We start from the raw sequence: 23,670 nt of genomic DNA on the forward strand, positions 1-23,670 counted from the left end.
CAGATTGGGGTGCAGTCCGTATTAGACCAGATCCGCACGCGTGAACGCAGCCACCACAGGGTAACCTTTGTCTTCGATGGCGGCGCGGCCGCCTTCGGAGCGGTCAACCAGGATCAAAGCGAAGGCCACCTTGCCGCCCTCAGCCTCAATGGCCTCAATGGCCTTCAGGGTGGAGCCGCCGGTGGTGATGACGTCATCCACCACCACAACGGGCTGCTCGGTGATGAAATTCCCCTCGATCCGCTTGCCACGGCCGTGGCCCTTGGGCTCCTTGCGCACCACAAAGGCCTGCACCGGTGTCGGGTCTCCGGCAAGACTGGAGCTCATGGCCACTGCGAGGGTGATGGGGTCGGCGCCCATGGTAAGGCCGCCGAGGGAGCCGATGCTCAGGCCGCGCTTCGCTTCTTCCTGGCGCAGCAGATCATGTAGCACCCGGCCCACGAGGACCGCACCGCGTGCGTCCAGGGTGGTCACGCGGCAGTCCACGTAGAGATCGCTCTCCTGGCCGGAGGCGAGGGTGAATTTACCTGTCTTGACGGACTTGGCTTTGAGGATCTGGCGGAGTTCTTCGCGGTCTTTCTGGAGGGACATAGGAACCTCCAAATAAGGGGGGATGCCCTGGAATGACAAGTGCTTTGAAAAAGATGACTTACATCAGATGCCTTCTGCGATTGACACGAAAAACCTTTCAACGCTACTTCTAAGAGAGATGATTTTTCTGACCAAAGCGAAGTATTTATTTTTCTTGCTGCTGGCAGGCTTTTTCTCCGTGTCCACCCTCGGAGCCGCGCCTCCCTCATGGTATCAACCTCCTGTCGGCGAGCTGCGGTTGCAGCGTGACACGGCGGTGACCTCCGCAGGACACTACTCCCAAACGGCCGGGAAGATCGTTCTGCGCCCTGAGCTGGCGGCTTCCAAGCCATCGACGCTGGAGATGTCATTTGGCAAAGGCACACACATCACGGCGACGACCTTTGATGTCGGAGCGGGAGGGCGGCTGGTCTTCCGCGAATGTCAGCTCAACCAGGTGGCGATATCATGCCAGCCGGGCGGGGAGATCCACTTTGAAAACTGCGCCATGGTGCAGGTCTATTTTGCCAGCAGCACCGGCCCGGAAGGCACACAGACAGCCAAGCCTTATGTGAGGCTCAAAGACTGCACTCTCAGCCAGGTCACGATGGAATCACCGACGGCCGTAGGCGTGGCAGCCACCAACTGCCGCATCACGCAAAGCGATCTTTATGGCACTGACAAGGATGCTGCCAACCAGAGATCCAACTTTGGCGAGAGTGTCTTTTCCGCATGCAAGATCTTCTCCCCCGAGTTCATCGTCTGCACCAACAAATGCTGTTACAGAGACTGTGAGCTCACAACGGACTTTCCGCAGGATTTTGCCATGTACCTGCCCAAACCAGTGCTGGTGCTGGTTTCGTGGCAAGGCATCCATCCCGTCACATTGCCGGACAGAGCAGGAATGGCCGTCTTTCGATCCATCGATGTGACTGCGGTGCTCGAAGCCGCCGGGACCACGAAAGGTGGGCCGGCCTTGAGCTCCTCTCCGGCCCCGGGCAAAAGCCTGACCGAGGTCGCAGAAATGGTGCCCGTGAACATCCCTGCCTCCCAACAGATGGGTAGTGATGCGATTGCCGGAGTGGCGGTCGCAGGTCTGAGCTTCAAATCCCGCCTGACCCAGGTCAACGGCCTGCTCATTTCCCAGCTCTCCACCGGTGGCGAGGCCGGGCAGGTCACGCGCATGAGCCTCTCGGCCCTGCCTACTTCTCAGTCCCGAGCGCCCTCCTCGCTCAAGTTCAACCAGAACGTGGGCGACAGCATGTTCAAAGCGCTCAACGAGGTCAGCAAGTTTTCGCAGCTGCGTCATGGCGGCTGGCCGATGGGGTATTCGCTGGAGATCGGCTTTGAGGACAAGTATGTCGGCAAGGACGGACCCTCCGCTGCCGTGGCCTGCGCCCTGCTTCTCGAAGCGGCCATCACCGGTAAGAAATGGGATCCTGCTTTTGCCGTCACCGGAGACATGAATGCCGACGGCAGCGTCCAGCCCATCGGCGGCGTCCAGGCCAAGATCCGCGGCGCCACCAAGGGCGACTGCAAGATCGTGGCTGTGCCTGTGAAGAATGAGGTCGCCGTCTCCGACATCCTGGTTCAGCAGGGCCCGGCTCCGCTGGTGGGCATCACCGTCTTTGGCATCAAGACCTTTGACGATGCCCTGGCTCTGGCCGATCCCGAGAAGCCGCTGGCTCTGCAGAATGCGCTGACCGACTTTGACAACATGCGCTCGGTGATGATGCGGGACCCGCGCCAGATCACCCAGCTGCTGCGCACCCCGCATGCCGCCCAGCGCCTGCAGGCTCTGCTGACTGCCGCCCCCAACTGCTACTCCGCCAAGTACCTGCTCATGTACCTGCAGGGCCGCACCCCGCGCACGCTCTCCATCGGCGGCTCCATCGAGGCGGCGCAGAACAACGCCCAGGCCGTCGTCTCCGCCATTGACCATGACGTGGACTCCAACGTCTCCAGCCTCAAGGGCGACGAACTCGGCAACAGCCTGAATAAACTGCGCCAGCTGCGCCCGCTGCTGGATGCACGCGTGTGGCCGTATGTGGATGGCCTGATAGCCTATGGCGAGGTGATCCGTGGTGCGCTGCTCAACCCGGTGCGCTCCGGAGCCCGCTACACGGACCTGGTCAGCAAGGCCAACAAAGCCGCAGGGGCCACCAAGGCCGCGTATGACAAGCTGATCAACGACGCGCAGGTGCGTGAGGAACTGGGGCTGTAGGCTCCGGCTCTGGCAAGAAATGGCGGTGAGATCTTGGCGGCATCCTTTGCTGGTGCACCGCCGTGGCCGTGGCCTGAGATTTCGTATTTGATCGCAAACTGGCCATTCTTTGAGATTGACGATTATTTCACAGAAGTGCCTAATGCGCGTTCCGCATGAAAATTGGATTTATTCTTTTCGCTTTAGTTCTTTTATTGATGCTGGCTTGGAAGAGGGACATGCTGCCCGAGTCATTGCGGAAGTGGAATCCCGTAGGAGCTCATACGGATGGAGCGCCTGCTACTGGAGGAGGGAACACCCCTGCGCCAGCCAGCCAGGCTTTGGCATCACCTCAGCCCCTGGTCCCTGCTCCTACCCCTGCTCCAGCTGAGAAGGGAGTGCCCGCTTTTCGTTCCCGCCAGACGAGCGTGAATGGACTGCTGATTGCCCAGCTGAGCGGCGGAGAGGCGGGACAACTTACGCGAATTAATCTCACGGCCCTGCCTACCCTGGGTGACGCAAATTCAACGTTGAGGTTCAACCAAGACGTGGGGAATGACATGCTCAAAGCCCTGAATGAGGTGAGCAGGTTTTCCAAGCTACGCCACAACGGCTGGCCGTTGGGCCATGTCCTTGAGATCGGCTTTGATGACAAGTATGTGCCCAAAGACGGACCTTCTGCGGCGGTAGCCTGCGCTCTGCTGCTGGAAGGATCCCTGACCGGCAAGGAGTGGGATCCGAGCTTTGCAGTCACGGGAGACATGAACTCCGACGGCAGTGTGCAGCCTATCGGCGGCGTGGCCGCCAAAATCCGTGGCGCAACGAAGGGCGCCTGCAAAATCGTGGGAGTGCCCGCAAAAAACGAAAAGGCCGTGGCAGATGTCCTTGTCACAGACGGCCCGACACCGCTGGTGGCCATCGCCGTTTTCAGCCTGTCAAAATTCGACGATGCCCTGGCGCTGGCCAATCCCGAACGCCCCGCGGCTTTGCAAACGGCGCTGGCCAACTTTGACAGCATGCGCGCGGTGATGATGCGCAATCCGCAGCAGCTCGTGCCGCTTCTGCGCAATCCGCACGCAGTGCAACGCCTGCAGGCGCTCTACGCGGCAGCGCCAAACTGCCTGTCCGCCAAATATCTGCTGATGTATCTGCAGGGAAACACACCCCGTAGTCTGTCCATTGCTGGCTCGATCGAGGCTGCGGAAAACAGCGCCAAGTTCATCATCACAGCCATCAGTCATGACATCGATGGCAATGGCATCAGCCGCTTGAATGGAGACGAGCTTGGCGGCAGCCTGAACAAGCTCCGCCGTCTGCGGCCCATGCTTGATTCGCGGGTATGGCCCTATGTGGATCACATGATCAATTTTGCCGACGTCATCCGCACCTCCATGAGCAACCCGCCCACTCGGGGCAGCGCCCGCTTCCTTGACATGGTGAGCCGTGTGCGTAGCGCGGCTGGCGGTGCCAAGGCCGCTCATGAAAAGCTGATGAATGATCCGCAAGTGAGAGAAGAGCTCGGACTGTAGCCTTCTTCCTCGGCTCCAGCCTACGCCCTCAGACCTGCTTTCACGGATCGTGGTATTATTCCGCCTGGGGCTCGCCGTCGTCGCTTTGCGCAGCAGCTGCCGTCTCGGCGTCGGAATCTGCCGGTGCCTCCGCGCCTTCTGATTCAGCCGCCGCCTCCGCAGCGGATTCGTCGGTGGTCTGATCTTCTGCGGCTTCCTCGCTGGCTTCAGATTCTTCTGCCTCTGCCAGACTGGCAGCAGCTTCCTCTGGGACAGGATCGACGCTTTCGGCAGCAGCATCTGCAGGCGCAGCGGGATCAGCAGCAGGCACCACGCCGTCCACGGTCAGGGTCACACCTACAGCTTTGGCGGCATCGGCCGCAGGACCACCGAAGGCGAGGAGGGTGGCAACTTCATCCTGCATGTCGGCGATCTCGTCGAGGCGCAGCTCGGGATCTCGCACGATGAAGATCTCGCCGGTCTTCTTGTTTTCGTAGAAGAGCATTTTGGCGCCATCCACCTCCTTCTCGGCGGTCTGGGTGATCTGGCGTTTGCGCTCCAGCATGAGAGCTAGGATGTAGCGGGCGTTTTCGGTGCGGGGGTCGCCTTCTTCGATGAAGCGCTGCAGCAGGGCCTGGGCGCTCTCCTTGGGGGCGATCTCGGGCTTGGCCTCGGCCAGCACCTTCTGGTAGCGCGTCTTCCAGGCGGCGATGGGCTTGCGCTGCTCCTGCTCCTGAGCCCAGGCCTCGGCGCAGACGTCGCGACGCACGTATCCGTTTTCCTCGGGGTCAAAGTAAACGGAGGTGTGGAAGAGCTCGCCGTCCTCAAAGGGGCGCTGGGTGACGGCGCAGGTGTGGGCGCGGCTGCGGATGGACCAGTTTTGCTGCATCGGCTTTCTTTAAAGTTTCAGGCGCGGACTTTCAAGTAGCGGAGGCTCCGGCGGTGCGGCGGTTGCGCGGGCGGGCGATCTGCGGGGCGGACTTCTTTTTGAAGAGGCGCAGCTTGAAGCTGGGCAGATCGCGGTTGGCGGAGCGGTAGTAGAAGAGCACCAGCCCCAGGCCACCGAAGATCATATGCGGGATCCACACCGTCAGCCAGGTGGGCAGATGCCCGCCTTTGCCCAGGTTGAGGAAAAGATTGTTGGTAAACATGAAGATGAAGAAGAGAAAGACACTGACGGCGATGCCTCCCACTGAGCCGCGGCGGGAGTAGGCCACACCCAGCGGCGCGGCCACCAGCAGCAGCGCCATGGGCTGCCAAGGCAGGGCAAAGCGGTGCCAGAGGTGCGTGCGGAAGGGGGCCAGCTTGTCGTCTGCGGCCTTGGGGTGCGCGCGCAGGTAGGACAGCAGCTCAGGCACGCCCATGAAGTCCGGCCGCAGCGCGTAGCTGACGAGGCTCCAGGGAGTCTCCTCGATGCCCGGCACCTGCAGCACAGGCTGCCCGTTTCGGTCCTTGGGAAAGGTCCGGATGTCCACCACGCTGCCGTTTTCGTAGATGAGCTCCTTGCCGTCGTAGAAGCGCCAGCCGTTGCGCGAGGACCAGCCTACCGAGGGGGCGATGATGGTGCGCAGGGGCTGGCCGTCCTTGGTTTCCTCCCGGATCTGCACCTCGTGCATGCGCTCCGCCCCGCTGCGCATGGAGAAGGGGAAGGTGCCCACATACCAGGTGCGGTGGCTCTGCTCGTCATGAAACATGATCTGGGAGGCCATGATGGAGTCAGCCGCATGCACGCTCATGGCGCGGAAGACGGCCTCCCGGTTTCCCTCCGCACGCGGGCCCCAGTAGTAGTTGGCCGCCATGTTCAGCAGGCAGGCGTAGATGCCGCACAGGAAGATGGGGCTGAGCACGCGCAGCAGGCTGCGCCCGGTGCCCAGCATGGAGATGAGCTCATTGGCGCGGGACATGCGCGTGAGCGAGTACAGCACCGCGAGCAGCAACGCCGCCGGCAGGATCTGCGTGTACACAAAGGGGATCATGCTCAGGTAGAAGGAGATCACCCGCAGCGGGCCCACCTTCGACTCCTGGAAGTCCTTCATGTTGTCCAGCAGATCCATGATGATCCACAGCGTGAAGAAGGACACAAAGCAGAACACCAGCGGGTGCAGGAAGGTACGCAGCGTGTAGCGCTCCAGCACTCCGATACGCCGGTAGTAGTGCAGCACAAAGGGCACCGAGAGGTACACCAGCGCGATGCACGCGAGCTTGAACGCAAAGGCCACCGGCACCGGCGGCTCGCCGATCTCCGTCATGTGCGCATGGGCGATGTAATCGACCAGCTCGCTGGCGATGGACCACAGCGCGATGGACACGGAGGAAATGGTGGCCGGCAGCATGAGGCGGCGCAGATCTCCCCAGCGGCGCCAGACCACCAAGAGCAGCACCGGCACGCCCAGCTGCACCCACAGGTTGAGGTAAGGCAGCACGCGGGACAGCACCAGGATGCCCTCCGGCACATCCATCTGCGCCTGCTGGGCCTGCTGCATGGCCATGTCCACACCGTCATCCGGGTGTGTGCGGTGCCAGCCCGTCATCATGGAGATGACCAGCAGCACGATGGCCACCGCAAACGAGCTCCGCCCGATGTAGGGGAGTTCACGCGCCTTTTGCCAGGCCTCGTTGATCTTTTGCAGCCACTGCTTCATGCCAAGGGAGCCCGGAGAGTCGTTTAAAGCCCCCGATGCGTCAAGCTGCACGGTCCTGCCATGAGTGGTTCTGGTGCGGATTCTTCCCCTGAGAATGAATCTAAAAAGAAGCCCGGAGACCTCGCGGTGCTCCGGGCTTCGGATGAGTTGGATCTTGTACGGATGCGGCCAGATCAGTTCAGGTCCAGGCAAACGCCTTCGACGGTGCTGCGGGCAAAGATCTTGCCATTGGCCAGGATGGGGTAGCTCCAGACCTTGCCGTCCAGCACGTCCTTGCGGGCCACTTCCTTGTAGCCGGCGGGGGAGGCCTCGGCGACGACGATCTCGCCCTTGTCGCTGGTGGCGATGACCTTGTCTCCTGCCAGAATGACCTGGCCGGGGCCAAAGCCCTTCTCTGCCCACTTGTCTTCGCCAGTGCGGATGTCCACGCAGGCCAGGGGGCCCGCGCCGTATTCCTTGAAGCTGAACATGCCGTAGAGGTAGCCGTCCTTCACCACCGGGGTGCTCCAGTGGTTGAAGCACTGGTTTTCACGACGCCAAATTTGAGTGGCCTCCAGCTTGCTGCCGCTCTTGCTGATCTTGAAGGCACCAGCGCCCACGCCGTAGCCGGCGGAGCAGTATACGATGTCTTCAAACACCACGGGGGAGGCGGCGGTGCTGACCTTGTAGGGGAAGGCGGCGCGCCAGATCACATCGCCCTTCTGTGGATTCACGGCCACGAGGCCGGTCTGCGTGAAGAAGATGGCCTGGTGCACGCCCAGGATGTCTGCCAGCACGGGGGTGGCGTGGGTCATCTTGTCGTCCTCGCCCTTCCACACCACTTTGCCGGTGTTCTTGTTCAGGCCGATCAGCGCCTGGCCTGCACCACCGCCGGCCAGCAGCAGCACATCGCCATCGATCACCGGAGAGGCGGCGTTTTCCCACTTGATCTGCACGCCGGCGTTTTCCTTCATCACATCGTGCTTCCAAACTTCCTTGCCGGTGGCGGCATCAAAGCAGAAGACGCCCAGCATGGAATCGATGGCATAGACCTTGCCGCCATTCACCACGGGAGTGGAGCGGGAGCCGTCGCCGCCTTTGTTATCAGGCGTGCCGGCGTCGCCGCCGCCGTCATACTTGGGCACCACGCTCAGGGGCTTGCTCCAGAGTTGCTTGCCGGTCTTTTCATCCAGGCAGGCGAGCATTTCCCCGCTGTTGCCATCGCTCTCGCCAGTGACGAGCGTGTAGGCTTTGCCGCCTGCCACGGCAAAGGAGCTGAAGCCATTGTTTGTGGGCGATTTCCAGACCTGCTTGAGGCTCCATTTGGAATTAGCCACGGCGGGCACGATGCCGTTGCCGGAAGGTCCGCGGAAGGTGCCCCAGTCAGAGGAGTCGGCGGAGAAGGCGGTCGTGGCCATGGCCAGACCGAGTACGGTGGTGATGTGGGTGCGTGTCATGCGAGGAAAAAAGGGGAACGGGGGAGGTGGTGCGGCTCTATCGTGCAGCATCGTCACAAGAATGAACAAGGCTGCGGAAGATTTGTATTAAAACGCGAACGAGCGCGAATGTCCACGAGTGAGCGCGCAGACGACCAGCGATCTTCGTGAAAATTCACGGGTATGCCTCGTCATTCGCGGCAGGAGGCCCTGCTGCTTGTATGAGACTCGTGCCTTAGTACTTTCCTCGCCAATCAGGTCAGCGAAGCAGCGGCATCACTCCACCGGCTTGCGTGAGCGCGGCTCGCGGGCCTGGGTGTCGGGAGCACCGGCGGTGGTGACAAAGGGGCCGTCGGCCATCGGAGCCACACGGGTGAAGCCCACGTCCGGCATGTCGCTCGGCTTGCCTTCCAGGGGGAAGTCTTTGCGCAGCGGGAAGAAGGGGTAGCCTTCCCACATCAGGATGCGGCGCATGTCGGGATGGCCGCTGAACTTGATGCCCATCATGTCGTACACCTCGCGCTCGTGCCAGTTGGCGGTGGGCCAGATGTCGCTCACGGTGGGCACTTCCACGTCTTCAGCCACCGGAGTGCGTACGCGCAGGTACTGCAGGTGGCCGTAGCCATAGAGCTCATACACCATCTCAAAGCGCGGCTCCTTGCCCATGTAGTCCAGGCTGGAGACGTCGATCAGGTAGTCAAAGTTCAGCTCGTCATGGCAGTAGCAGAGCAGGGGCTTGGCGCTGGCCAGCTTGACCACGAGGGTGTGCTCTCCGCGGAACTCCTTCGTCTCCAGCACGGCATCGCCGAACTTTTGCTTCAGGGCTTCGACCATTTGGGCGGCATTCATGAGTGGATGAAAAGGAAAGGGGTTCGTCGTTCCGGCGCGCAGATCAGGCCGTCAGTTCGGCGATGAGCTCCTTTTTCTGCTCCACAAAGGAGTGCTCGGTTTCGATCTTGTGCTGCAGGCGCATGAGGCCTTCCAGCAGCGCCTCGGGGCGCGGAGGGCAGCCGGAGATGTAAACGTCCACCGGAATAAGCTGGTCGATGCCCTGCAGCACGGCGTAGCTGCGGTACATGCCGCCGCTGGAGGCGCAGGCACCCATGGCGATGCACCACTTGGGCTCCGGCATCTGGTCCCAGATGCGCTTCACCGCCAGGGCCATCTTGTAAGTCACCGTGCCGGCCACGATCATCACGTCGGCCTGGCGGGGGGAAAAGCGCATCACCTCCGCACCGAAGCGGCTGAGGTCATAACGGCTGCAAGCGGCGGCCATCATCTCAATGGCGCAGCAGGCCAGGCCCATCGGCATCGGCCACATGGAGTTCTTGCGCATCCAGTTGATGGCGGCGTCCATCTTGGTGAAGATGACATTGCCTTCGACTTTGGAATCGTAGGCAGCAACGGTGGATTCAGCAGGGGCGACCATGGGAGTCAGGGGAGATTTTGGGACCTTGAGAATTACGCCCCCGGCGCAGGGGCGGCAAACAGATTGTGAAATATTTCACAAAGGAGGGTTAGGGCGACGGCGGGGGGTCATCTTCACGGCTTCATGGAGTGTTCTCTCAAAGACATTTTTCCCAAACCGGCGGGTAATCTCGGCCTCCATGATTTCATTATAATATTGCGCGTGGCTTGCCACACGACTGCCCACCATGCACCCGCCCACCCCACGTTGCATGATGCCATACCGTTCCTTCAAGAGCCTGCTGTAGGTGTTGTCCCACGGAGTAGGCAGTCCCATGACCTCCAACACCAGTTTGCCAGCTCTCAAATCTCTTCGCGCATCCGCACGCCCCCCGACCTTCCCCACCCAGCCGCCGATGGAGGAACAGGCACAGAGCATCATAACCGCGCCACCCAAAGCTGTCTTGAGGAGAAACATACCGCGCATGATGCCCCTCACCTCCTCTTTCACAAGGTCAGACCGTTGCCCAGGAACATCGAAATCTGGATTCACGCCACAGGCAGCGGCCCGGCGGCCACCAGCTTCTTCTGGCGCGAATCCACCGCCAGATTCAGCCCCTCAAGACTGCGTGCTCCGAGCAGCAGATCGCCTTTTCTCAGCAAAGACGACCTCATCAACGGTGACAGCCTTGTCCACCCGCACCTTGGCAAAGCCCACGCTGCGGGTGATCTGCTGTCCGTTCGCCATCACAAAGGCCAGATCCTTCTTCTCCCGCTTCACGCCGATCTTTTCCAGCGTGGTCGCAGGCACCCAGGTGGACTCGCTGCCGGTGTCCACAAGCATCTTCGGGATCGTTGCCGCCTGCTCACGATCCACGACGTTTTCAATCTTGGCTGCGGCACGGCAGATTCCCATGGTGTGAACCATGCAAACATGCCTGTGGTTTGGAAAGCTGATTTCTGCGCAGCGACAAACCCTGCGCATTCCCTGGGCCTGTTTCCCGCGAGGACGCGGAAAACGGCACGCGGGACGCGTGCGCTCCATGTCCCCAAATGTGCCAAATGCCAGCGCAATTGTGCCACGCTTTGGCACTTTGGCACAGTTTGGCACAATTTTTGGCTCTGTGTCACTTTTCGAGATAGCCGATCAAATCGCTGATTATCAGTGCTTTGCATCTCCAAAACCCCACTTGGCACGGCTCTAGCCAAGGAATAACCACCAAAACCCTCAGTCACACCCTTTTCCCCCAACCCCAAAACCATGAGCAAAATCCTCGGCATTGACCTCGGCACCACCAACTCCTGCATGGCCGTCCTCGAAGGCGGCAAGGCCACGGTGCTGGAAAACAGCGAAGGCGCACGCACGACGCCTTCCATCGTCGCCTTCACCAAAAGCGGCGAACGCGTCGTCGGTCAGGCCGCCAAGCGCCAGGCCGTGACCAACCCCCGCAACACCGTCTTCTCCGTGAAGCGCCTGATGGGCCGCAAGTTTGCTGAACTCACCGAAGCCGACAAGCGCATGCCCTACAAGATCGTGGCCGCCAGCAACGGCGACGCCCACGTGCAGGTGGAAGTCGGCGGCGAAACCAAGACCTACTCCCCTCAGGAAGTCAGCGCCATGATCCTCTCCAAGCTGAAGGCCGACGCTGAGGCCAAGCTGGGCGAAACCATCACCGACGCTGTCATCACCGTCCCCGCCTACTTCAATGACTCCCAGCGCAACGCCACCAAGGCTGCTGGTGAAATCGCCGGCCTGAACGTGCGCCGCATCATCAACGAGCCTACCGCCGCCTCCCTGGCCTACGGCCTCGAAAGCAAGTCCGACGAAAAGATCGCCGTGTATGACCTTGGCGGTGGTACCTTCGACATCTCCGTCCTCGAAATCGGCGACGGCGTCTTTGAAGTGCTGGCCACGGACGGCGACACCCACCTGGGTGGTGACGACTGGGACAACACGCTGATCACCTGGATCGTCAACGAGTTCAAGAGCGACAGCGGCATCGACCTCAGCGGCCAGCCGGACGCCCTGCAGCGCATCAAGGAAGAAGCCGAGAAGGCCAAGATCGCCCTCAGCTCCAGCCAGAGCTACGACCTGAACCTGCCCTTCATCACCGCCGACGCCACCGGGCCGAAGCACATCATGAAGACCCTCACCCGCGCCAAGATGGAGCAGCTCTGCGACTCCCTCTTTGAGCGCACCATGAAGCCTGTGCGTGACTGCCTGGCCGCCGCCAAGCTGGACGCTAGCAAGATCGACGAACTCGTGCTCGTGGGTGGCATGACCCGCATGCCCAAGGTGGTGGAAACCGCCCGCAAGCTGGCCGGCAAAGACCCGCACCAGGGTGTGAACCCGGACGAAGTGGTGGCCATCGGCGCTGCCATCCAGGGCGGTGTGCTGAAAGGCGACGTGAAGGACGTGCTCCTGCTGGACGTGACCCCGCTGACGCTCGCCATCGAGACCGCCGGCGGTGTGGCCACCCCGATGATCCCGCGCAACACCACCATTCCGAAGAAGCACAGCCAGACCTTCTCCACCTACAGCGACAACCAGCCCGGCGTGGAAATCGTGGTCCTGCAGGGCGAGCGCCCGATGTCCCGCGACAACAAGACCCTCGGCACCTTCAAGCTCGACGGCATCCCGCCGATGCCCCGTGGTGTGCCGCAGATCGAAGTGACCTTTGACATCGACGCCAACGGCATCCTGCACGTCTCCGCCAAGGAAAAGACCACCGGCAAGGAACAGCGCATCTCTATCCAGGGCAGCTCCGGCCTCACCCAGGACGAGATCGAGAAGGCCAAGCGCGACGCTGAAGAGCACGCCGAGGAAGACCGCAAGCGCAAGGAAGGCGTGGAAGTGAAGAACAAGGCCGACAGCCTGAGCTACGAGATCGAGAAGACCCTGAAGGAGTGGGGAGACAAAGTCCCCGCCGAGCAGACCAAGCCGATCACCGACAAGCTCGCCAGCCTGAAGTCCGCCATCGAAGCGAACGACATCGACCAGATGAAGTCGCAGACGGAGGAGATCGAGAAGCTCTTTGCCGCCGCTTATCAGGCCGCTGCCGCTGCAGGAGCTGCCGGTGCCCCCGGAGCCGAAGGTGGCATGCCCGACATGGGCGCCGCCGGAGCCTCCGCCTCCGAAGCCAAGTCCCAGGACAAAGGCAAGGTGGTGGATGCCGACTTCGAAGTCGTGGACAAGGACAAGTAATCCGACCTCACGCTAACGAACCTCAACTCATCAAGCTGTTTTGATGTTGTCTCCGAAAGCCAGAATGATTCCCGCCTTGGTGGCGAGCCTGTACGGTTCGTCGCCAAGCGGCGTTCTGTCTTTCCCCCCCAGCACATCTGTGGGTGCCAAATTCAACCTCAACCCACTTTCCCGATGAGTCTCGAAGCCCTCAAAGAACTGTCTGCACTCGATGGAGAGGCCAAGGCCCTGCTCCAGCGTCATGACGAGCAGCTGCTCGCCATGCGCAGGCGGTTTCTGCACCAGATCGTGGAGTGCTTTGCCATGACGACGGAAGCGGAGGGTTTCATCATCAAACGCGATCCCATGGGTGCCAGTGCCCGCCTCTCCGAGACGGAGCTGGCGATCAGCTGCACGGACCCCTCCCACATCCTGGTGGACTCCCAGGCCAAGTACACGGTGACCTGCTCCCTGGCCCCGAACCACGCCTACGGCATCCTGCTGTGCCGCCAGCCGATGGTGCAGTTTGCCAACCAGAGCTCCGACACGAACGACCAGATCACCAACAAGAAGCTGGAGATCGAGTACCTGAAGTCCCTGATCAGCAGCCATGCGGCGGACCAGTGGTATGTCATGGGCCGCCTGGAAAACCCCAACGAGCTGCGCGGCATGACCGGCCTGCTGGGCGCACCGTATGAATCCTTCACGACCTTTGACCAGGCGGTGAAGACCGCTCTGCGTGAAATCTCCAACGCTGCCATAGCCCCACGCGCCCAATGAAAACCAGCCCACTGCCCCTCGTCGCAGCGCTGGCCCTCAGCGCCTGCGGCAAATCCGAAGCCCCCAAGACAGCCGCCCCTGCGCCTGCGGCCAAGCCTGCTGTCAGTGAGGCGCAGCTTCAGTCCGAGATCTCCAGCGCACTGACACCCGAGCCCGCGAAGGCGACGGGTGACGAGGCGCTCAAGGCCGAGGCTGACGAGATCATTTCCCGCCACCCCGGCAAGACCGCCACCGAACTGCTGAACACCCCGGAGGTGAAGGACAAGCTGGCCGCCGCCATGAAGAAGCTGGCCGTTGATCCCGTGCTGATGAAGCGCGTGAATTCCACCGTGGAGCTGGCCGCCCAGGTCAAAGGCCTGGAAGGCGCTGCCAAGCTGGACCTGGACATGAAGGGCTATGACCGCAGCCGCACCTCCCGCATGCTGCAGTCCGTGCTCTCCGAGCAGCCAGGACGCATCGTCGATTTCCTCGTCTCCGAGATCGGAGAAGCCACCCCGGACATCAGCTACGGCGGCCTGGACCGCGCGCCGAACGGAGTGGCGATCGTACCCAACACCCTTCCCGCAGCCTCGACTGCGCCCCCCAGCGACCCCGAATGAATTTCCGCCCGGCCAGCCGGCACACCCAACCGTGTGACAGCAGGCCGGGCAGACAACCCGAAACCAAACCAGAACCGCAAACCCTAAAAGCATAAAGCAGACCAACTATGGCCAACTCCATCACACCCCTCGGACGCCGTGTCCTCGTGAAGCGCTCCAGCAGCGAAGAAAAGACCGCTGGCGGCATCTTCCTTCCTGACACCGCCAAAGAAAAGCCGCAGGAGGCCGAAGTGCTCGCCCTCGGCACCGGCAAGGATGACGAAGGCAAAGACGTCTCCACCCTCTTCACCGTGAAGAAGGGCGACAAGGTCCTCATCTCCAAGTACGGCGGCACGGAAGTGAAGCTCAACGGCGAAGACGTCCTCATCATCAACGAGACCGACATCCTCGGCATCATCGGCTAATCCCCTCCACAAACCCATCCTCAAACCCACCTCTTAAACTGTTATGGCTAAACAACTCAACTTCGACGAAAACGCACGCCAGGCCCTTCTGCGCGGCGTCACCAAGCTCGCCAAGGCCGTGAAGGCCACGCTCGGCCCTGCCGGCCGCAACGTGATCCTGGAAAAGAAATTCGGCTCCCCCACCATCACCAAGGACGGTGTGACCGTGGCCAAGGAAATCGAGCTTCCGGACCCCTATGAAAACATGGGCGCTCAGCTCATCAAGGAAGTCTCCTCCAAGACCTCCGACACTGCTGGTGACGGCACCACCACCGCCACCGTGCTGGCCGAAGCCATCTACTCCGAAGGTCTCCGCAACGTGACCGCCGGCGCCAACCCGACCTCCCTGCAGCGCGGCATCCTCAAGGCCACCGAGGCCATCGTGGCCAAGCTGAAGGAAATCTCCACCCCCGTGAAGGACAGCAAGGAAGTGGCCCAGGTCGCTACCGTGTCCGCCAACTGGGACGCCAGCATCGGCAACATCATCGCCGAAGCCATGGACAAAGTGGGCAAGGAAGGCACCATCACCGTGGAAGAAGCCAAGAGCATCGAAACCACTCTGGAAGTGGTGGAAGGCATGCAGTTCGACAAGGGCTACCTCTCCCCCTACTTCGTGACCAATCCGGAAACGATGGAGTGCAACCTCGAGAACGCCTACATCCTCATCAACGAGAAGAAGGTCAGCAACCTGAAGGACATGCTGCCTCTGCTTGAGAAGGTGGCCCGCTCCGGCAAGCCCCTCCTCATCATCGCTGAAGACGTGGAAGGCGAAGCCCTGGCCACCCTCGTGGTGAACAAGCTGCGCGGCACCCTCAACATCGTGGCCGTCAAGGCTCCTGGCTTCGGCGACCGCCGCAAGGCCATGCTGGAAGACATCGCCATCCTCACCGGTGGCCGCTGCATCACCGAAGACCTCGGCATCAAGCTTGAGAACATCGAGCTCTCCGACCTCGGCCGTGCCAAGCGCATCACCATCGGCAAGGAAAACACCGTCATCGTCGAAGGCGAAGGCTCTTCCGACGCGATCGCCGGACGCGTTTCCCAGATCAAGAACCAGATCGCCGAAACCACCAGCGACTACGACCGCGAGAAGCTCCAGGAGCGCCTGGCCAAGCTGGCCGGCGGCGTGGCCGTCATCAACGTCGGTGCTGCCACCGAAACCGAGATGAAGGAAAAGAAAGCCCGTGTGGAAGACGCCCTGCACGCCACCCGTGCAGCCGTGGAAGAAGGCATCGTCCCTGGCGGCGGTGTCGCTCTCATCCGCGCTCAGGCCGCCGTTGGCGATCTGAAGCTCGTCGGCGACGAGAAGACCGGTGCTGAAATCATCGCCCGTGCGATCGAAGCCCCCCTCCGCCAGCTTGCTGCAAACGCAGGCGTGGAAGGCGCGCTGATCGTGTCCGAAGTCAAGAAGGGCAAGGGCAACAGCGGCTACAACGTCGCCACTGGCGAATACGTGGACCTCATCAAGGCTGGCGTCGTTGACCCTGCCAAGGTGACCCGTAGCGCTCTCCAGAACGCCGCTTCCATCTCCGGCCTGCTCCTCACCACGGAATGCCTCATCGCAGACATCCCCAAGGAAGAAAAAGCTGACGCCGGTCACAGCCACGACCACGGCGGCATGATGTAATCTTCGTCGGGACATTCCTGTCCCTTCATCCCTTTTGAACCGTCGGGTGACCCAACCCACCCGGCGGCTCAGAAAACCCAAAACCCCCACCGCGGCCCGGAAGCAATTCCGGGCCGCATTTTTTTGCAGGCTGGAACGCAGGCGAATACCAGAAGATGCTCGAAAGCGGCAGCTTCGCTCCCTCCTCCACTTTGGTCTTCCTTCCGCAGGCTTTCAGCCTAGGCCGCATTCAAAAGCCTGCTCACGGAATTTGGGACACCGTTTGAATAACATCCGAGGCTAAGGCATCTTAAAGCGTCCTGTCTGCTCTCCACGCTCTCCTCTCATGAACATCCCACAAATCCTCCGCCGCCTCTCCGTTCTCGCTGTTGCGTTCACTTTGGCCAGCTGTGCCACGCGCACGCCGAATGCCGTTTACGTCACGCCTCTCACGGCGGCCATCGCGCAAGGCGACCGCGTAAGCACCACTGTCTCCACCACGGACGCACGCATGCCTGAAGCAGACCGCGCGGTGCTGGCAGACAGGATCACCCAGGATGTGATGGCGCTGGCGCAGCCCGGCTCCGGCATCGCCCATCGTTATCTGCTGGAGGTGAACATCACCCGTTATGCCCGTGGCAATGGTCTGGTGCGCACGGCCTTGCCGGGCATGGGGCAGATCCAGCTGGATGGCGTGGTGTCCGTCTATCGCATGCCGAAGCGCGAAAAGGTGGGCGAGTTCATCATCAACAAGTCCTTCATGATCGGCGGCCTTTACGGTGTGTCGGTGAACATGAACACGATCGCCAACACCTTTGCGCAGGCTGTAGCCAAGACTGTGTGCCAGGTGCGCTGAGTGCTCATCCTGCATCTTCAAAACCACAGGCGGCCTGGAGGAAACTCCGGGCCGTTTTGTTTGCCTGCGGGCTTGTGCTGACAATGGCGTGAAGAAGCCGACGCCGCGTGCGTTCCCATGCTCCCAGCCATGTTCCGCTCTCTCATTCTGCTCCTCACCGCCTGCGCTTTCTCCCTTTCCGCTTCTGCGGCGCAGAAACCAAACATCATCTTCATCCTCAGCGACGACCTGGCGCAGGGAGACCTGGGCTGCTATGGCCAGAAGCTGATCCAGACGCCGAATCTGGACCGCATGGCGAAAGAAGGCACGCGCTACCTGCAGGGCTACTGCGGCACCAGCGTGTGCGCCCCTTCGCGCTCCTGCCTCATGACGGGCCTGCACACCGGCCACTGCCCGATCCGTGCGAACCGCGAGATCGGCAAGGAAGGACAGAAGCCGCTGCCTGCGGGCACGATCACTGTGGCGCAGATCCTCCACGATGCGGGCTACGCCACCGCCTGCATGGGCAAGTGGGGCATGGGCATGTTCGACACCACGGGCAGCCCGCTGAAGCTGGGATTTGACCACTTTTACGGCTACAACTGCCAGCGCCACGCGCACAGCTACTTCCCCACCTATCTCTACAACGACGACAAGCCCTTCAACCTGCCCGGCAACACCGGCAAGGGCGTGGGCCAGACCTATGCGCAGCAGCTCATCTCTGATGAAGTGGTGCGCTGGGTACGCGAGCATAAAGGCGGCCCCTTCTTCCTCTACTTCTCCATCACGCTGCCGCATGGAAGCTTTGAGATCGACGACCAGGGCATCTACAAGGACAAGCCGTGGACCGAGCTGCAGAAGAACTATGCGGCGATGGTCACGCGCCTGGACAGCGATGTGGGCCGGCTGCTGGCCACGCTAAAGGAGTGCGGCATTGATGACAACACGCTGGTGATGACCGCTGGCGACAATGGCTCCTCGTTTGATCCCACCTCAGAAATGGGCAGGATCTTTGACCAAGCCTCCAACGGTCTGCGCGGCTACAAGCGCGGCCTGTATGAAGGAGCGCTGAGGCAGGCCGCCCTGGCGCGCTGGCCCGGCCAAGTGCCCGCCGGACGTGTGACGGACGAGCCCTGGGCCTTCTGGGACTTCCTGCCTACCGCCGCCGAGCTGGCTGGTGCCAAGATCCCCGAAGGCTGCAAACCGGACGGCTTCTCTCTCGTGTCCTTTCTCAAAGGCGGTCCGGCTCCCAAGCGCGACCATTTCTACTGGGAGCTGCACGAGGCTGCCTCGCTGCAGGCCGTGCGCTGGGGCGACTGGAAAGCCGTGCGCAACGGACCGGAGACACCCATCGAAATCTATGACCTCAAGACCGATGCTGCCGAGGCACATGATCTGGCCAAAGAGCGTCCCGATCTGGTGGCCAAGGCCGAAGAGCTCATGACATCCTCCCGCACCGCCGACCCCGACTGGCCGCTGGTGCAGAAAAGGGCGGGGAAGGGGAAGAAGAAACCCTGAACCTATATTTAAAATACGATAAAATTTAAATTTTAGAGTGTCAAAAACGGTATATTTTGAAATTCCGTGAGATTGAGAGTGAAGAGGGCTTGATAATCTATGAAATTTTTAATAGGTTTAGACCTGCATGAGCTTTCCATCGTCCCACGCCACTCTGCCGCCTCCTGGCCTGCCTGCTCATTCCGACGAACTTTTTGCCAATGAGCTGACAGCGCTGGCACAGGAAATTCAGCGCACCCGCGAATGGTTTAATCACCAGCTGGATGCTCAACTCGCCCGCCTTAAAAAACTCTGCGCTGCAACCAGGACTGAAGAGGCTGCCGCTGGCCTGTCCACAGCCATGCTGTTTCAAGAGCCGCACCCTGAGCTGCTGCTGACTGCCAGCAGCGCCCCCGCCCATGAGGCCCAGGCCACGGTCATGCCTCCACCTGCGCCCAGAACAGTGCCTGTCATTCCACAGACCTTTGTGCTGCAGCCCACGCTGACAGCCTCTCTGGATCCAGAGCTGGAGCAGGCCACGCTGCACGAGCTGAACAATGCTCTTTCACGCGCCTTTGCGGAGATCTCCGCACGCGGTGGCATGCTGGACCGCGAAGCCTGCTAAACAGAAGCAGGTAACAACAAGACTGGTGCAAGATTCTTCGGCAAGCTATGCTGCTGAGGCAACGTACAAAAGTGCTCCTCATGAATACCATTATAACCGACCCTCTCGAAGCGTCCCGCCGCGAATTTCTCAAAACCACCACGAAGACAGTCGCCGGTCTGTCTGTTCTCTCCGGCATCAACCTTCCTTTCGTGCACGCCGCTGGCAGTGATGAAATCCGCACGGCCCTCATCGGCTGCGGTGGCCGCGGCACCGGCGCTGCGAGCAATGCGATGGGCGTGCAGTCCCGCGTGACCCGCCTCGTGGCGATGGCAGATGTTTCCAAAGACCGCCTCGACGCCAGCTTTGAAGGCCTTTCCAAAAAGCACCCGGACCGCATGTCCGTGTCTGAAGATTCCAAGTTCATCGGCTTTGACGCCTACAAGCACGCCATCGACACCCTGCGCAAAGGAGACGTGGCCATCTTCACCACGCCAGTGGCCTTCCGCTGGGTGCACTTCAAGTACGCCATCGAGAAGGGCGTGAACATCTTCATGGAAAAGCCGATCTGCACCGACGGCCCCACCGCACGCCGCCTGCTGGCGCTAAATGAAGAAGCCAAGAAGAAGAATCTGAAAGTCGGCGTCGGTCTCATGTGCCGCCACTGCCGCGTGCGTGGCGAGCTCTTCAACCGCATCCAGGACGGCGAAATCGGCGATCTCATGCTCATGCGCGCCTACCGCATGCAGGGCGTGATCGGCAGCGTGTTCACCCCGCGCCGTGATGTGACCCGCAATCCGAACGAGCTGCTCTGGCAGATCAAAAACTTCCACAGCTTCCTCTGGGCCTCCGGCGGCGGCTTCAGCGACTTCAACATCCACAACATCGACGAGGCCTGCTGGATGAAGAACGACTGGCCGGTGGAAGTGCAGGCCAGCGGCGGCCGCAGCGACCGTGGCGACAATGTGGACCAGAACTTTGACCACTACTCCTGCGAGTACACCTTCAAGGACGGCGCCAAGCTCTACCTGGAAGGCCGCACCGCACTGAACACGCACACGCAGTTTGCCACCCAGGTGCATGGCACCAAGGGCAGCGCCATCGTCTCCACCGCCGGCCACTTCCCCTCCAAGGCCATGACCTTCAAGGGCCAGAACATGGTGCGCTCCAACATCATCTGGCGCGGCAAGCAGCCTGAGCCCAATCCGTATGACCTGGAGTGGCAGGACCTCATCGAGGCCATCATCAAGGACAAGCCCTACAATGAAGTGGAGCGCGGCATCAAGTCCAGCGTAACCACCGCCATGGGCCGCGCCGCCGCACACACCGGCCAAGTCGTGCGCTACAACGACTACATCAACAGCGCGTTCGAATTCTCTCCGAACGTGGATCAGCTCACGCTCGACGGCCCGCCGCCGCTCGTGGCCGACAAGGATGGCAACTATCCCTTCCCGAAAGCCGGTCAGTTCAAGGACCGCGAGTACGCCATGGAGCCGCAGGCCAATCCCTTCCCGCTCATCCAGTTCCCGCCGGAAGCCGCCCCCGAACCTCTCTCCCCGCCGGAGCGCCCCAAAAAGCCCGCTGCGAAGAAGCCGGAAGCCAAGAAGGCCTAAAGCTCAAGTACCCACTGTCCACCCAACCGCCGCCCCTCACCGGGCGGCGGTTTTTTTGTGCCCTACAATGAGCGTGACGACACTGCGAGGACGGCTGAGCGGCACCTGTCCGCTGAGTGAAGACAACAGCCCCGCCCCCTGCTAAATGTTTTACCATGCCTAAACACTGCTTGGGATTCATTTAAGCGCCCATTTAGAGGAGGAACTCAGACTGCGCCTTAGGGTACCTGCGTGGACAAGCATGAGGCTGACACCCCCATACCGAACTCTCTGAGTGAAACGCCCGAAGCTGAATGTGTGCGGCTGTTGGACGGGCGCAGGCGCTGGCTGAAACTCGGTATGTGGGGTGCCTTGGGGGCTGTTGGCGGTGGGCTGGGTTATTTCATGACCACTCCCGCCGTGGTGCCGCTCTACTTCAACGGGCTTTACGCCTACGCCCACGAAAGCCATCCACCCATTGTTCATCAATTGGTGGCCGCCGCCAATGAACTTGTAGGCAAGCCCTACAAGTGGGGCGGCGGCCACCGATACCTCTTTGACAACGGATTTGACTGCTCAGGCTCGGTCTCTCATGTGCTTTACCGCGCACGACTCCTGACCAGGCCGCTGAGCTCCACCGCCTTTGCCAGCTACGCCCTGGCTGGGCCGGGCAATTATGTGACTCTCTTTGTAAATCCGGGCCACCATGTCTTCATTCAGATCTGCGGCCTGCGGTTTGACACCTCGGGCTCATACGCCGGAGAGGGACCTCGCTGGCGGCTGGCAAGCCGCTCCTATGCGGGCTTCCATGCCCGGCATCCGGCTTGGTTATGATTTCAACGAGCCTCTGTTTTTCAAAACAGATGTCACGACGTGCAGAGCGCCCGCACCTGATCTATGCCATGATTTCCCCGCCATGAACCTGCCATACACCCCGCTTCAGCCATATACCGTCTTCACATCTGCGCCCGGTCTAAAGAAGATAGGGGTTCTGCCAATTGACAGTGCAGCTCCACAACGGACACACTGCGCACACATGAACCAGCCGTCCCTGCCGAGCTCATCTTCCCTCCAGCGCTTCTGGACATGGCTCTGCGGCGTGGGCCTGATGCTGCTCCTGGCCTCCTGCTCAGACATGCAGGGAACCGGCGGCCTCCATGGCGACCGCATCCCGAATGTACAGGGCATTTACCAGGGCTCGTACAGCTACGGCAGCTCCTATGATAAGCTGGCCGGTGAGGCGATGAACTTTGAGATCGCCATCCAGCAGGCGCGCGGCTCCAACAAGATCAAAGGCGTGATCAAGGAAGCCTACACCGGCTTTGGCACGATGAAGAACGGCTTCCTGTGGGCGGATCTGACGGGCACCTGCGAGGAGGAGAACGGCTACATCCATCTTAAATTCACCAAAAGCTACCGCTACTTCAAGCACCCCTCCGTGAGCTACAGCGGCTCCCTGCCACCCGGCTCCACGCTGCTCACGGGCACCTGGTTTTTTCCGGACAAGACAAGCGACAGTGGAATGTTTCAAATCAGCAATCTGCATGCTCAATGAAAGCAACCCCCATGCTCGTCTGGCTGGCAGTCTTCTGCCTGACAGGCCCCACACTCAGGGCGCAAAACTCGCCTGCGCCCGCTGCATCTGACGTACTCGTGAGCGGTTTCGAGGCCTTTGGCGGGCGCTCGGAAAACGCCTCATGGGTGCTGGCTCAAGAGATCGGGAAAGCCTTCCCGAATGAGGTTCGGACCCTCCAGATCCCGGTGATCTGGGGCGCGCCGCTGGAGTCCATCAACAAGGAGAAACCCCTGCCCAAAGTGTGGATCGCCTTTGGTGAAGGCACGCCGGAGTTTCAGATCGAGATCGTGGCACACAATCTGCGCGGCCGCTACCCGGACAACACCGGCATGAAGCCCGCGACACCCGAGGTCGTGAAGGACGCAGAACGTGAACTGCGCCAGACGGCGAAAGTGGAAGGCCTGGCACAGGCGCTGACACAGGCGGGATTTCCCACGCATGTGTCCGAGAGCGCCGGGCGCTACCTGTGCGAGGAGATGCTTTACTCCCTGCTGCATGTGCAGAAACAGCAGCCCGAAGCACTGAAGCTGGCGCTCTTCATCCACGTGCCGACACTGGGACAAACGGTGAAGCTCCCGGCCTCACAGCAGAAAGTGGACGCGGCCTGGCTGCAGGCTTTTGGCAGGGAACTCCTGGCTTCGATGAAGAAGCTGGAACTGCTGCCTGCGACGTCGCCTTGAAAAGGCGGCATCAGCGATGATGGCCACCACCATGCCCCGAATGGCCGCCGCCGCTATGCCCCATGTGCATGCTGCCATGAGGCACTGTACCGCCATGGTGCACCGGAGGGCTTCCATGCCAGCCCGGATGCAGAATGACATCATTGGGCCTCACGTAAGTAGGTCTCACATAGACGGGGGCCCGGTAGTGATAGCTGCGGTAGCCATAGCCGCCGTAATAGGGCCGCACATAGGTGGTGAAGGGCTGAGTGACCCACTGGTAGATGGGGTAGCCCATGGCATCAAAGCCCACTGCCTGATACACGGCATAGACAGGCGTGCCGTTGGTCAGGTAGCTCACAATGCGGCGCTCGCCGGGATACGGCTGCACTCCCATCGGCAGCGGGGTAACGATCTGGGCTGAGGCAGAAGTGACGCCACCAAACACACTGAACGCAGCTAGAAGGCTGAGGAGTGTCGCTTTCATACGATTGAGGGGTTGGTTCACCGGATTGGACGGCAGTCCTTCTCCATTCATTCAGCATCTCTT

23 protein-coding genes are annotated in these 23,670 nt (G+C 61.1%); 14 read left to right on the top strand and 9 right to left on the bottom strand.

Going from position 1 to position 23,670, the window contains the following annotated elements; genetic code table 11:
* Nucleotides 1–21: 21 nt before the first annotated feature.
* Complete coding sequence (gene pyrE, locus HNQ65_RS20495; RefSeq protein ID WP_184342496.1) at nt 22–591, bottom strand: orotate phosphoribosyltransferase; 570 nt, start codon at nt 589–591, stop codon at nt 22–24.
* A gap of 118 nt (nt 592–709) precedes the next feature.
* On the opposite strand from pyrE, the gene HNQ65_RS20500 reads away from it, so the two are divergent.
* Nucleotides 710–2,794: a S16 family serine protease gene (locus HNQ65_RS20500; RefSeq protein ID WP_184342498.1), complete on the top strand. Its 2,085-nt coding sequence runs from the start codon at nt 710–712 to the stop codon at nt 2,792–2,794.
* Nucleotides 2,795–3,333: 539 nt separating this feature from the next.
* Nucleotides 3,334–4,302: a S16 family serine protease gene (locus HNQ65_RS20505; RefSeq protein WP_184342500.1), complete on the top strand. Its 969-nt coding sequence runs from the start codon at nt 3,334–3,336 to the stop codon at nt 4,300–4,302.
* 55 nt (nt 4,303–4,357) lie between these two features.
* Here the strand turns inward: HNQ65_RS20505 and HNQ65_RS20510 are convergent, their stop codons facing one another.
* From HNQ65_RS20510 to HNQ65_RS20540, 7 genes are all read right to left on the bottom strand, one after another.
* Nucleotides 4,358–5,170, bottom strand: a complete 813-nt coding sequence (locus HNQ65_RS20510; protein ID WP_184342502.1) for a hypothetical protein — start codon at nt 5,168–5,170, stop codon at nt 4,358–4,360.
* 31 nt (nt 5,171–5,201) lie between these two features.
* Nucleotides 5,202–6,923 carry an LptF/LptG family permease gene (locus HNQ65_RS20515; protein WP_184342504.1) on the bottom strand — a complete coding sequence of 574 codons (1,722 nt, stop codon included), beginning with the start codon at nt 6,921–6,923 and terminating at the stop codon, nt 5,202–5,204.
* Nucleotides 6,924–7,096: 173 nt separating this feature from the next.
* Nucleotides 7,097–8,359 carry a PQQ-binding-like beta-propeller repeat protein gene (locus tag HNQ65_RS20520; RefSeq protein WP_246438492.1) on the bottom strand — a complete coding sequence of 421 codons (1,263 nt, stop codon included), beginning with the start codon at nt 8,357–8,359 and terminating at the stop codon, nt 7,097–7,099.
* 255 nt (nt 8,360–8,614) lie between these two features.
* Complete coding sequence (locus HNQ65_RS20525; RefSeq protein WP_184342508.1) at nt 8,615–9,187, bottom strand: NADH-quinone oxidoreductase subunit C; 573 nt, start codon at nt 9,185–9,187, stop codon at nt 8,615–8,617.
* A gap of 43 nt (nt 9,188–9,230) precedes the next feature.
* A complete protein-coding gene (gene nuoB / locus HNQ65_RS20530) occupies nt 9,231–9,767 on the bottom strand; it encodes an NADH-quinone oxidoreductase subunit NuoB (RefSeq protein WP_184342510.1) in 537 nt (178 codons plus the stop codon).
* A gap of 75 nt (nt 9,768–9,842) precedes the next feature.
* The gene (locus HNQ65_RS20535; protein ID WP_184342512.1) at nt 9,843–10,298 is read right to left on the bottom strand and encodes a hypothetical protein; all 456 of its coding nucleotides are present in this window, start codon (nt 10,296–10,298) and stop codon (nt 9,843–9,845) included.
* Between the two features lie 66 nt (nt 10,299–10,364).
* Nucleotides 10,365–10,661, bottom strand: coding sequence for an aspartyl protease family protein (locus HNQ65_RS20540; protein WP_184342514.1), 297 nt, complete (start codon nt 10,659–10,661; stop codon nt 10,365–10,367).
* Nucleotides 10,662–11,006: 345 nt separating this feature from the next.
* On the opposite strand from HNQ65_RS20540, the gene dnaK reads away from it, so the two are divergent.
* From dnaK to HNQ65_RS20600, 12 genes are all read left to right on the top strand, one after another.
* Nucleotides 11,007–12,950: a molecular chaperone DnaK gene (gene dnaK, locus HNQ65_RS20545; protein WP_184342516.1), complete on the top strand. Its 1,944-nt coding sequence runs from the start codon at nt 11,007–11,009 to the stop codon at nt 12,948–12,950.
* Between the two features lie 174 nt (nt 12,951–13,124).
* Nucleotides 13,125–13,709 (top strand): hypothetical protein, encoded by a 585-nt coding sequence (locus tag HNQ65_RS20550; protein WP_184342519.1) that lies wholly within the window; start codon nt 13,125–13,127, stop codon nt 13,707–13,709.
* A complete protein-coding gene (locus HNQ65_RS20555) occupies nt 13,706–14,308 on the top strand; it encodes a hypothetical protein (RefSeq protein WP_184342521.1) in 603 nt (200 codons plus the stop codon). The genes HNQ65_RS20550 and HNQ65_RS20555 overlap by 4 nt, the downstream gene beginning before the upstream one ends.
* Nucleotides 14,309–14,415: 107 nt before the next feature.
* Nucleotides 14,416–14,712, top strand: a complete 297-nt coding sequence (locus tag HNQ65_RS20560; protein WP_184342523.1) for a co-chaperone GroES — start codon at nt 14,416–14,418, stop codon at nt 14,710–14,712.
* 43 nt (nt 14,713–14,755) lie between these two features.
* Nucleotides 14,756–16,378 (top strand): chaperonin GroEL, encoded by a 1,623-nt coding sequence (gene groL, locus HNQ65_RS20565; protein WP_184342526.1) that lies wholly within the window; start codon nt 14,756–14,758, stop codon nt 16,376–16,378.
* Between the two features lie 325 nt (nt 16,379–16,703).
* Nucleotides 16,704–17,213, top strand: coding sequence for a hypothetical protein (locus tag HNQ65_RS20570; RefSeq protein ID WP_184342528.1), 510 nt, complete (start codon nt 16,704–16,706; stop codon nt 17,211–17,213).
* Between the two features lie 129 nt (nt 17,214–17,342).
* Complete coding sequence (locus HNQ65_RS20575) at nt 17,343–18,710, top strand: arylsulfatase (protein WP_184342530.1); 1,368 nt, start codon at nt 17,343–17,345, stop codon at nt 18,708–18,710.
* A 127-nt stretch (nt 18,711–18,837) separates the two neighbouring features.
* The gene (locus HNQ65_RS20580) at nt 18,838–19,314 is read left to right on the top strand and encodes a hypothetical protein (RefSeq protein ID WP_184342532.1); all 477 of its coding nucleotides are present in this window, start codon (nt 18,838–18,840) and stop codon (nt 19,312–19,314) included.
* 80 nt (nt 19,315–19,394) lie between these two features.
* Nucleotides 19,395–20,906, top strand: a complete 1,512-nt coding sequence (locus tag HNQ65_RS20585; protein WP_184342534.1) for a Gfo/Idh/MocA family protein — start codon at nt 19,395–19,397, stop codon at nt 20,904–20,906.
* A gap of 384 nt (nt 20,907–21,290) precedes the next feature.
* Nucleotides 21,291–21,719 (top strand): C40 family peptidase, encoded by a 429-nt coding sequence (locus HNQ65_RS20590; protein ID WP_184342536.1) that lies wholly within the window; start codon nt 21,291–21,293, stop codon nt 21,717–21,719.
* Nucleotides 21,720–21,921: 202 nt separating this feature from the next.
* Nucleotides 21,922–22,440 (top strand): hypothetical protein, encoded by a 519-nt coding sequence (locus HNQ65_RS20595; RefSeq protein ID WP_184342538.1) that lies wholly within the window; start codon nt 21,922–21,924, stop codon nt 22,438–22,440.
* Nucleotides 22,437–23,141, top strand: coding sequence for a pyroglutamyl-peptidase I family protein (locus HNQ65_RS20600; protein ID WP_184342540.1), 705 nt, complete (start codon nt 22,437–22,439; stop codon nt 23,139–23,141). Before HNQ65_RS20595 ends, HNQ65_RS20600 begins: the two co-directional genes overlap by 4 nt.
* 10 nt (nt 23,142–23,151) lie before the next feature.
* On the opposite strand, the gene HNQ65_RS20605 is transcribed toward HNQ65_RS20600, so the two are convergent.
* The gene (locus HNQ65_RS20605; RefSeq protein WP_184342542.1) at nt 23,152–23,607 is read right to left on the bottom strand and encodes a hypothetical protein; all 456 of its coding nucleotides are present in this window, start codon (nt 23,605–23,607) and stop codon (nt 23,152–23,154) included.
* Nucleotides 23,608–23,670 lie beyond the last annotated feature (63 nt).

Origin of the sequence: Prosthecobacter vanneervenii, from assembly GCF_014203095.1 — a bacterium.
Lineage (GTDB): Bacteria > Verrucomicrobiota > Verrucomicrobiia > Verrucomicrobiales > Verrucomicrobiaceae > Prosthecobacter > Prosthecobacter vanneervenii.

Excerpts from the sequence above, each read along its gene's own strand:
- pyrE (WP_184342496.1), bottom strand. The coding sequence starts at position 591 with ATGTCCCTCCAGAAAGACCGCGAAGAACTCCGCCAGATCCTCAAAGCC.
- HNQ65_RS20500 (WP_184342498.1), top strand. The coding sequence starts at position 710 with ATGATTTTTCTGACCAAAGCGAAGTATTTATTTTTCTTGCTGCTGGCA.
- HNQ65_RS20505 (WP_184342500.1), top strand. The coding sequence starts at position 3,334 with ATGCTCAAAGCCCTGAATGAGGTGAGCAGGTTTTCCAAGCTACGCCAC.
- HNQ65_RS20510 (WP_184342502.1), bottom strand. The coding sequence starts at position 5,170 with ATGCAGCAAAACTGGTCCATCCGCAGCCGCGCCCACACCTGCGCCGTC.
- HNQ65_RS20515 (WP_184342504.1), bottom strand. The coding sequence starts at position 6,923 with ATGAAGCAGTGGCTGCAAAAGATCAACGAGGCCTGGCAAAAGGCGCGT.
- HNQ65_RS20520 (WP_246438492.1), bottom strand. The coding sequence starts at position 8,359 with ATGACACGCACCCACATCACCACCGTACTCGGTCTGGCCATGGCCACG.
- HNQ65_RS20525 (WP_184342508.1), bottom strand. The coding sequence starts at position 9,187 with ATGAATGCCGCCCAAATGGTCGAAGCCCTGAAGCAAAAGTTCGGCGAT.
- nuoB (WP_184342510.1), bottom strand. The coding sequence starts at position 9,767 with ATGGTCGCCCCTGCTGAATCCACCGTTGCTGCCTACGATTCCAAAGTC.
- HNQ65_RS20540 (WP_184342514.1), bottom strand. The coding sequence starts at position 10,661 with ATGGGAATCTGCCGTGCCGCAGCCAAGATTGAAAACGTCGTGGATCGT.
- dnaK (WP_184342516.1), top strand. The coding sequence starts at position 11,007 with ATGAGCAAAATCCTCGGCATTGACCTCGGCACCACCAACTCCTGCATG.
- HNQ65_RS20550 (WP_184342519.1), top strand. The coding sequence starts at position 13,125 with ATGAGTCTCGAAGCCCTCAAAGAACTGTCTGCACTCGATGGAGAGGCC.
- HNQ65_RS20555 (WP_184342521.1), top strand. The coding sequence starts at position 13,706 with ATGAAAACCAGCCCACTGCCCCTCGTCGCAGCGCTGGCCCTCAGCGCC.
- HNQ65_RS20560 (WP_184342523.1), top strand. The coding sequence starts at position 14,416 with ATGGCCAACTCCATCACACCCCTCGGACGCCGTGTCCTCGTGAAGCGC.
- groL (WP_184342526.1), top strand. The coding sequence starts at position 14,756 with ATGGCTAAACAACTCAACTTCGACGAAAACGCACGCCAGGCCCTTCTG.
- HNQ65_RS20570 (WP_184342528.1), top strand. The coding sequence starts at position 16,704 with ATGAACATCCCACAAATCCTCCGCCGCCTCTCCGTTCTCGCTGTTGCG.
- HNQ65_RS20575 (WP_184342530.1), top strand. The coding sequence starts at position 17,343 with ATGTTCCGCTCTCTCATTCTGCTCCTCACCGCCTGCGCTTTCTCCCTT.
- HNQ65_RS20580 (WP_184342532.1), top strand. The coding sequence starts at position 18,838 with ATGAGCTTTCCATCGTCCCACGCCACTCTGCCGCCTCCTGGCCTGCCT.
- HNQ65_RS20585 (WP_184342534.1), top strand. The coding sequence starts at position 19,395 with ATGAATACCATTATAACCGACCCTCTCGAAGCGTCCCGCCGCGAATTT.
- HNQ65_RS20590 (WP_184342536.1), top strand. The coding sequence starts at position 21,291 with ATGACCACTCCCGCCGTGGTGCCGCTCTACTTCAACGGGCTTTACGCC.
- HNQ65_RS20595 (WP_184342538.1), top strand. The coding sequence starts at position 21,922 with ATGAACCAGCCGTCCCTGCCGAGCTCATCTTCCCTCCAGCGCTTCTGG.
- HNQ65_RS20600 (WP_184342540.1), top strand. The coding sequence starts at position 22,437 with ATGAAAGCAACCCCCATGCTCGTCTGGCTGGCAGTCTTCTGCCTGACA.
- HNQ65_RS20605 (WP_184342542.1), bottom strand. The coding sequence starts at position 23,607 with ATGAAAGCGACACTCCTCAGCCTTCTAGCTGCGTTCAGTGTGTTTGGT.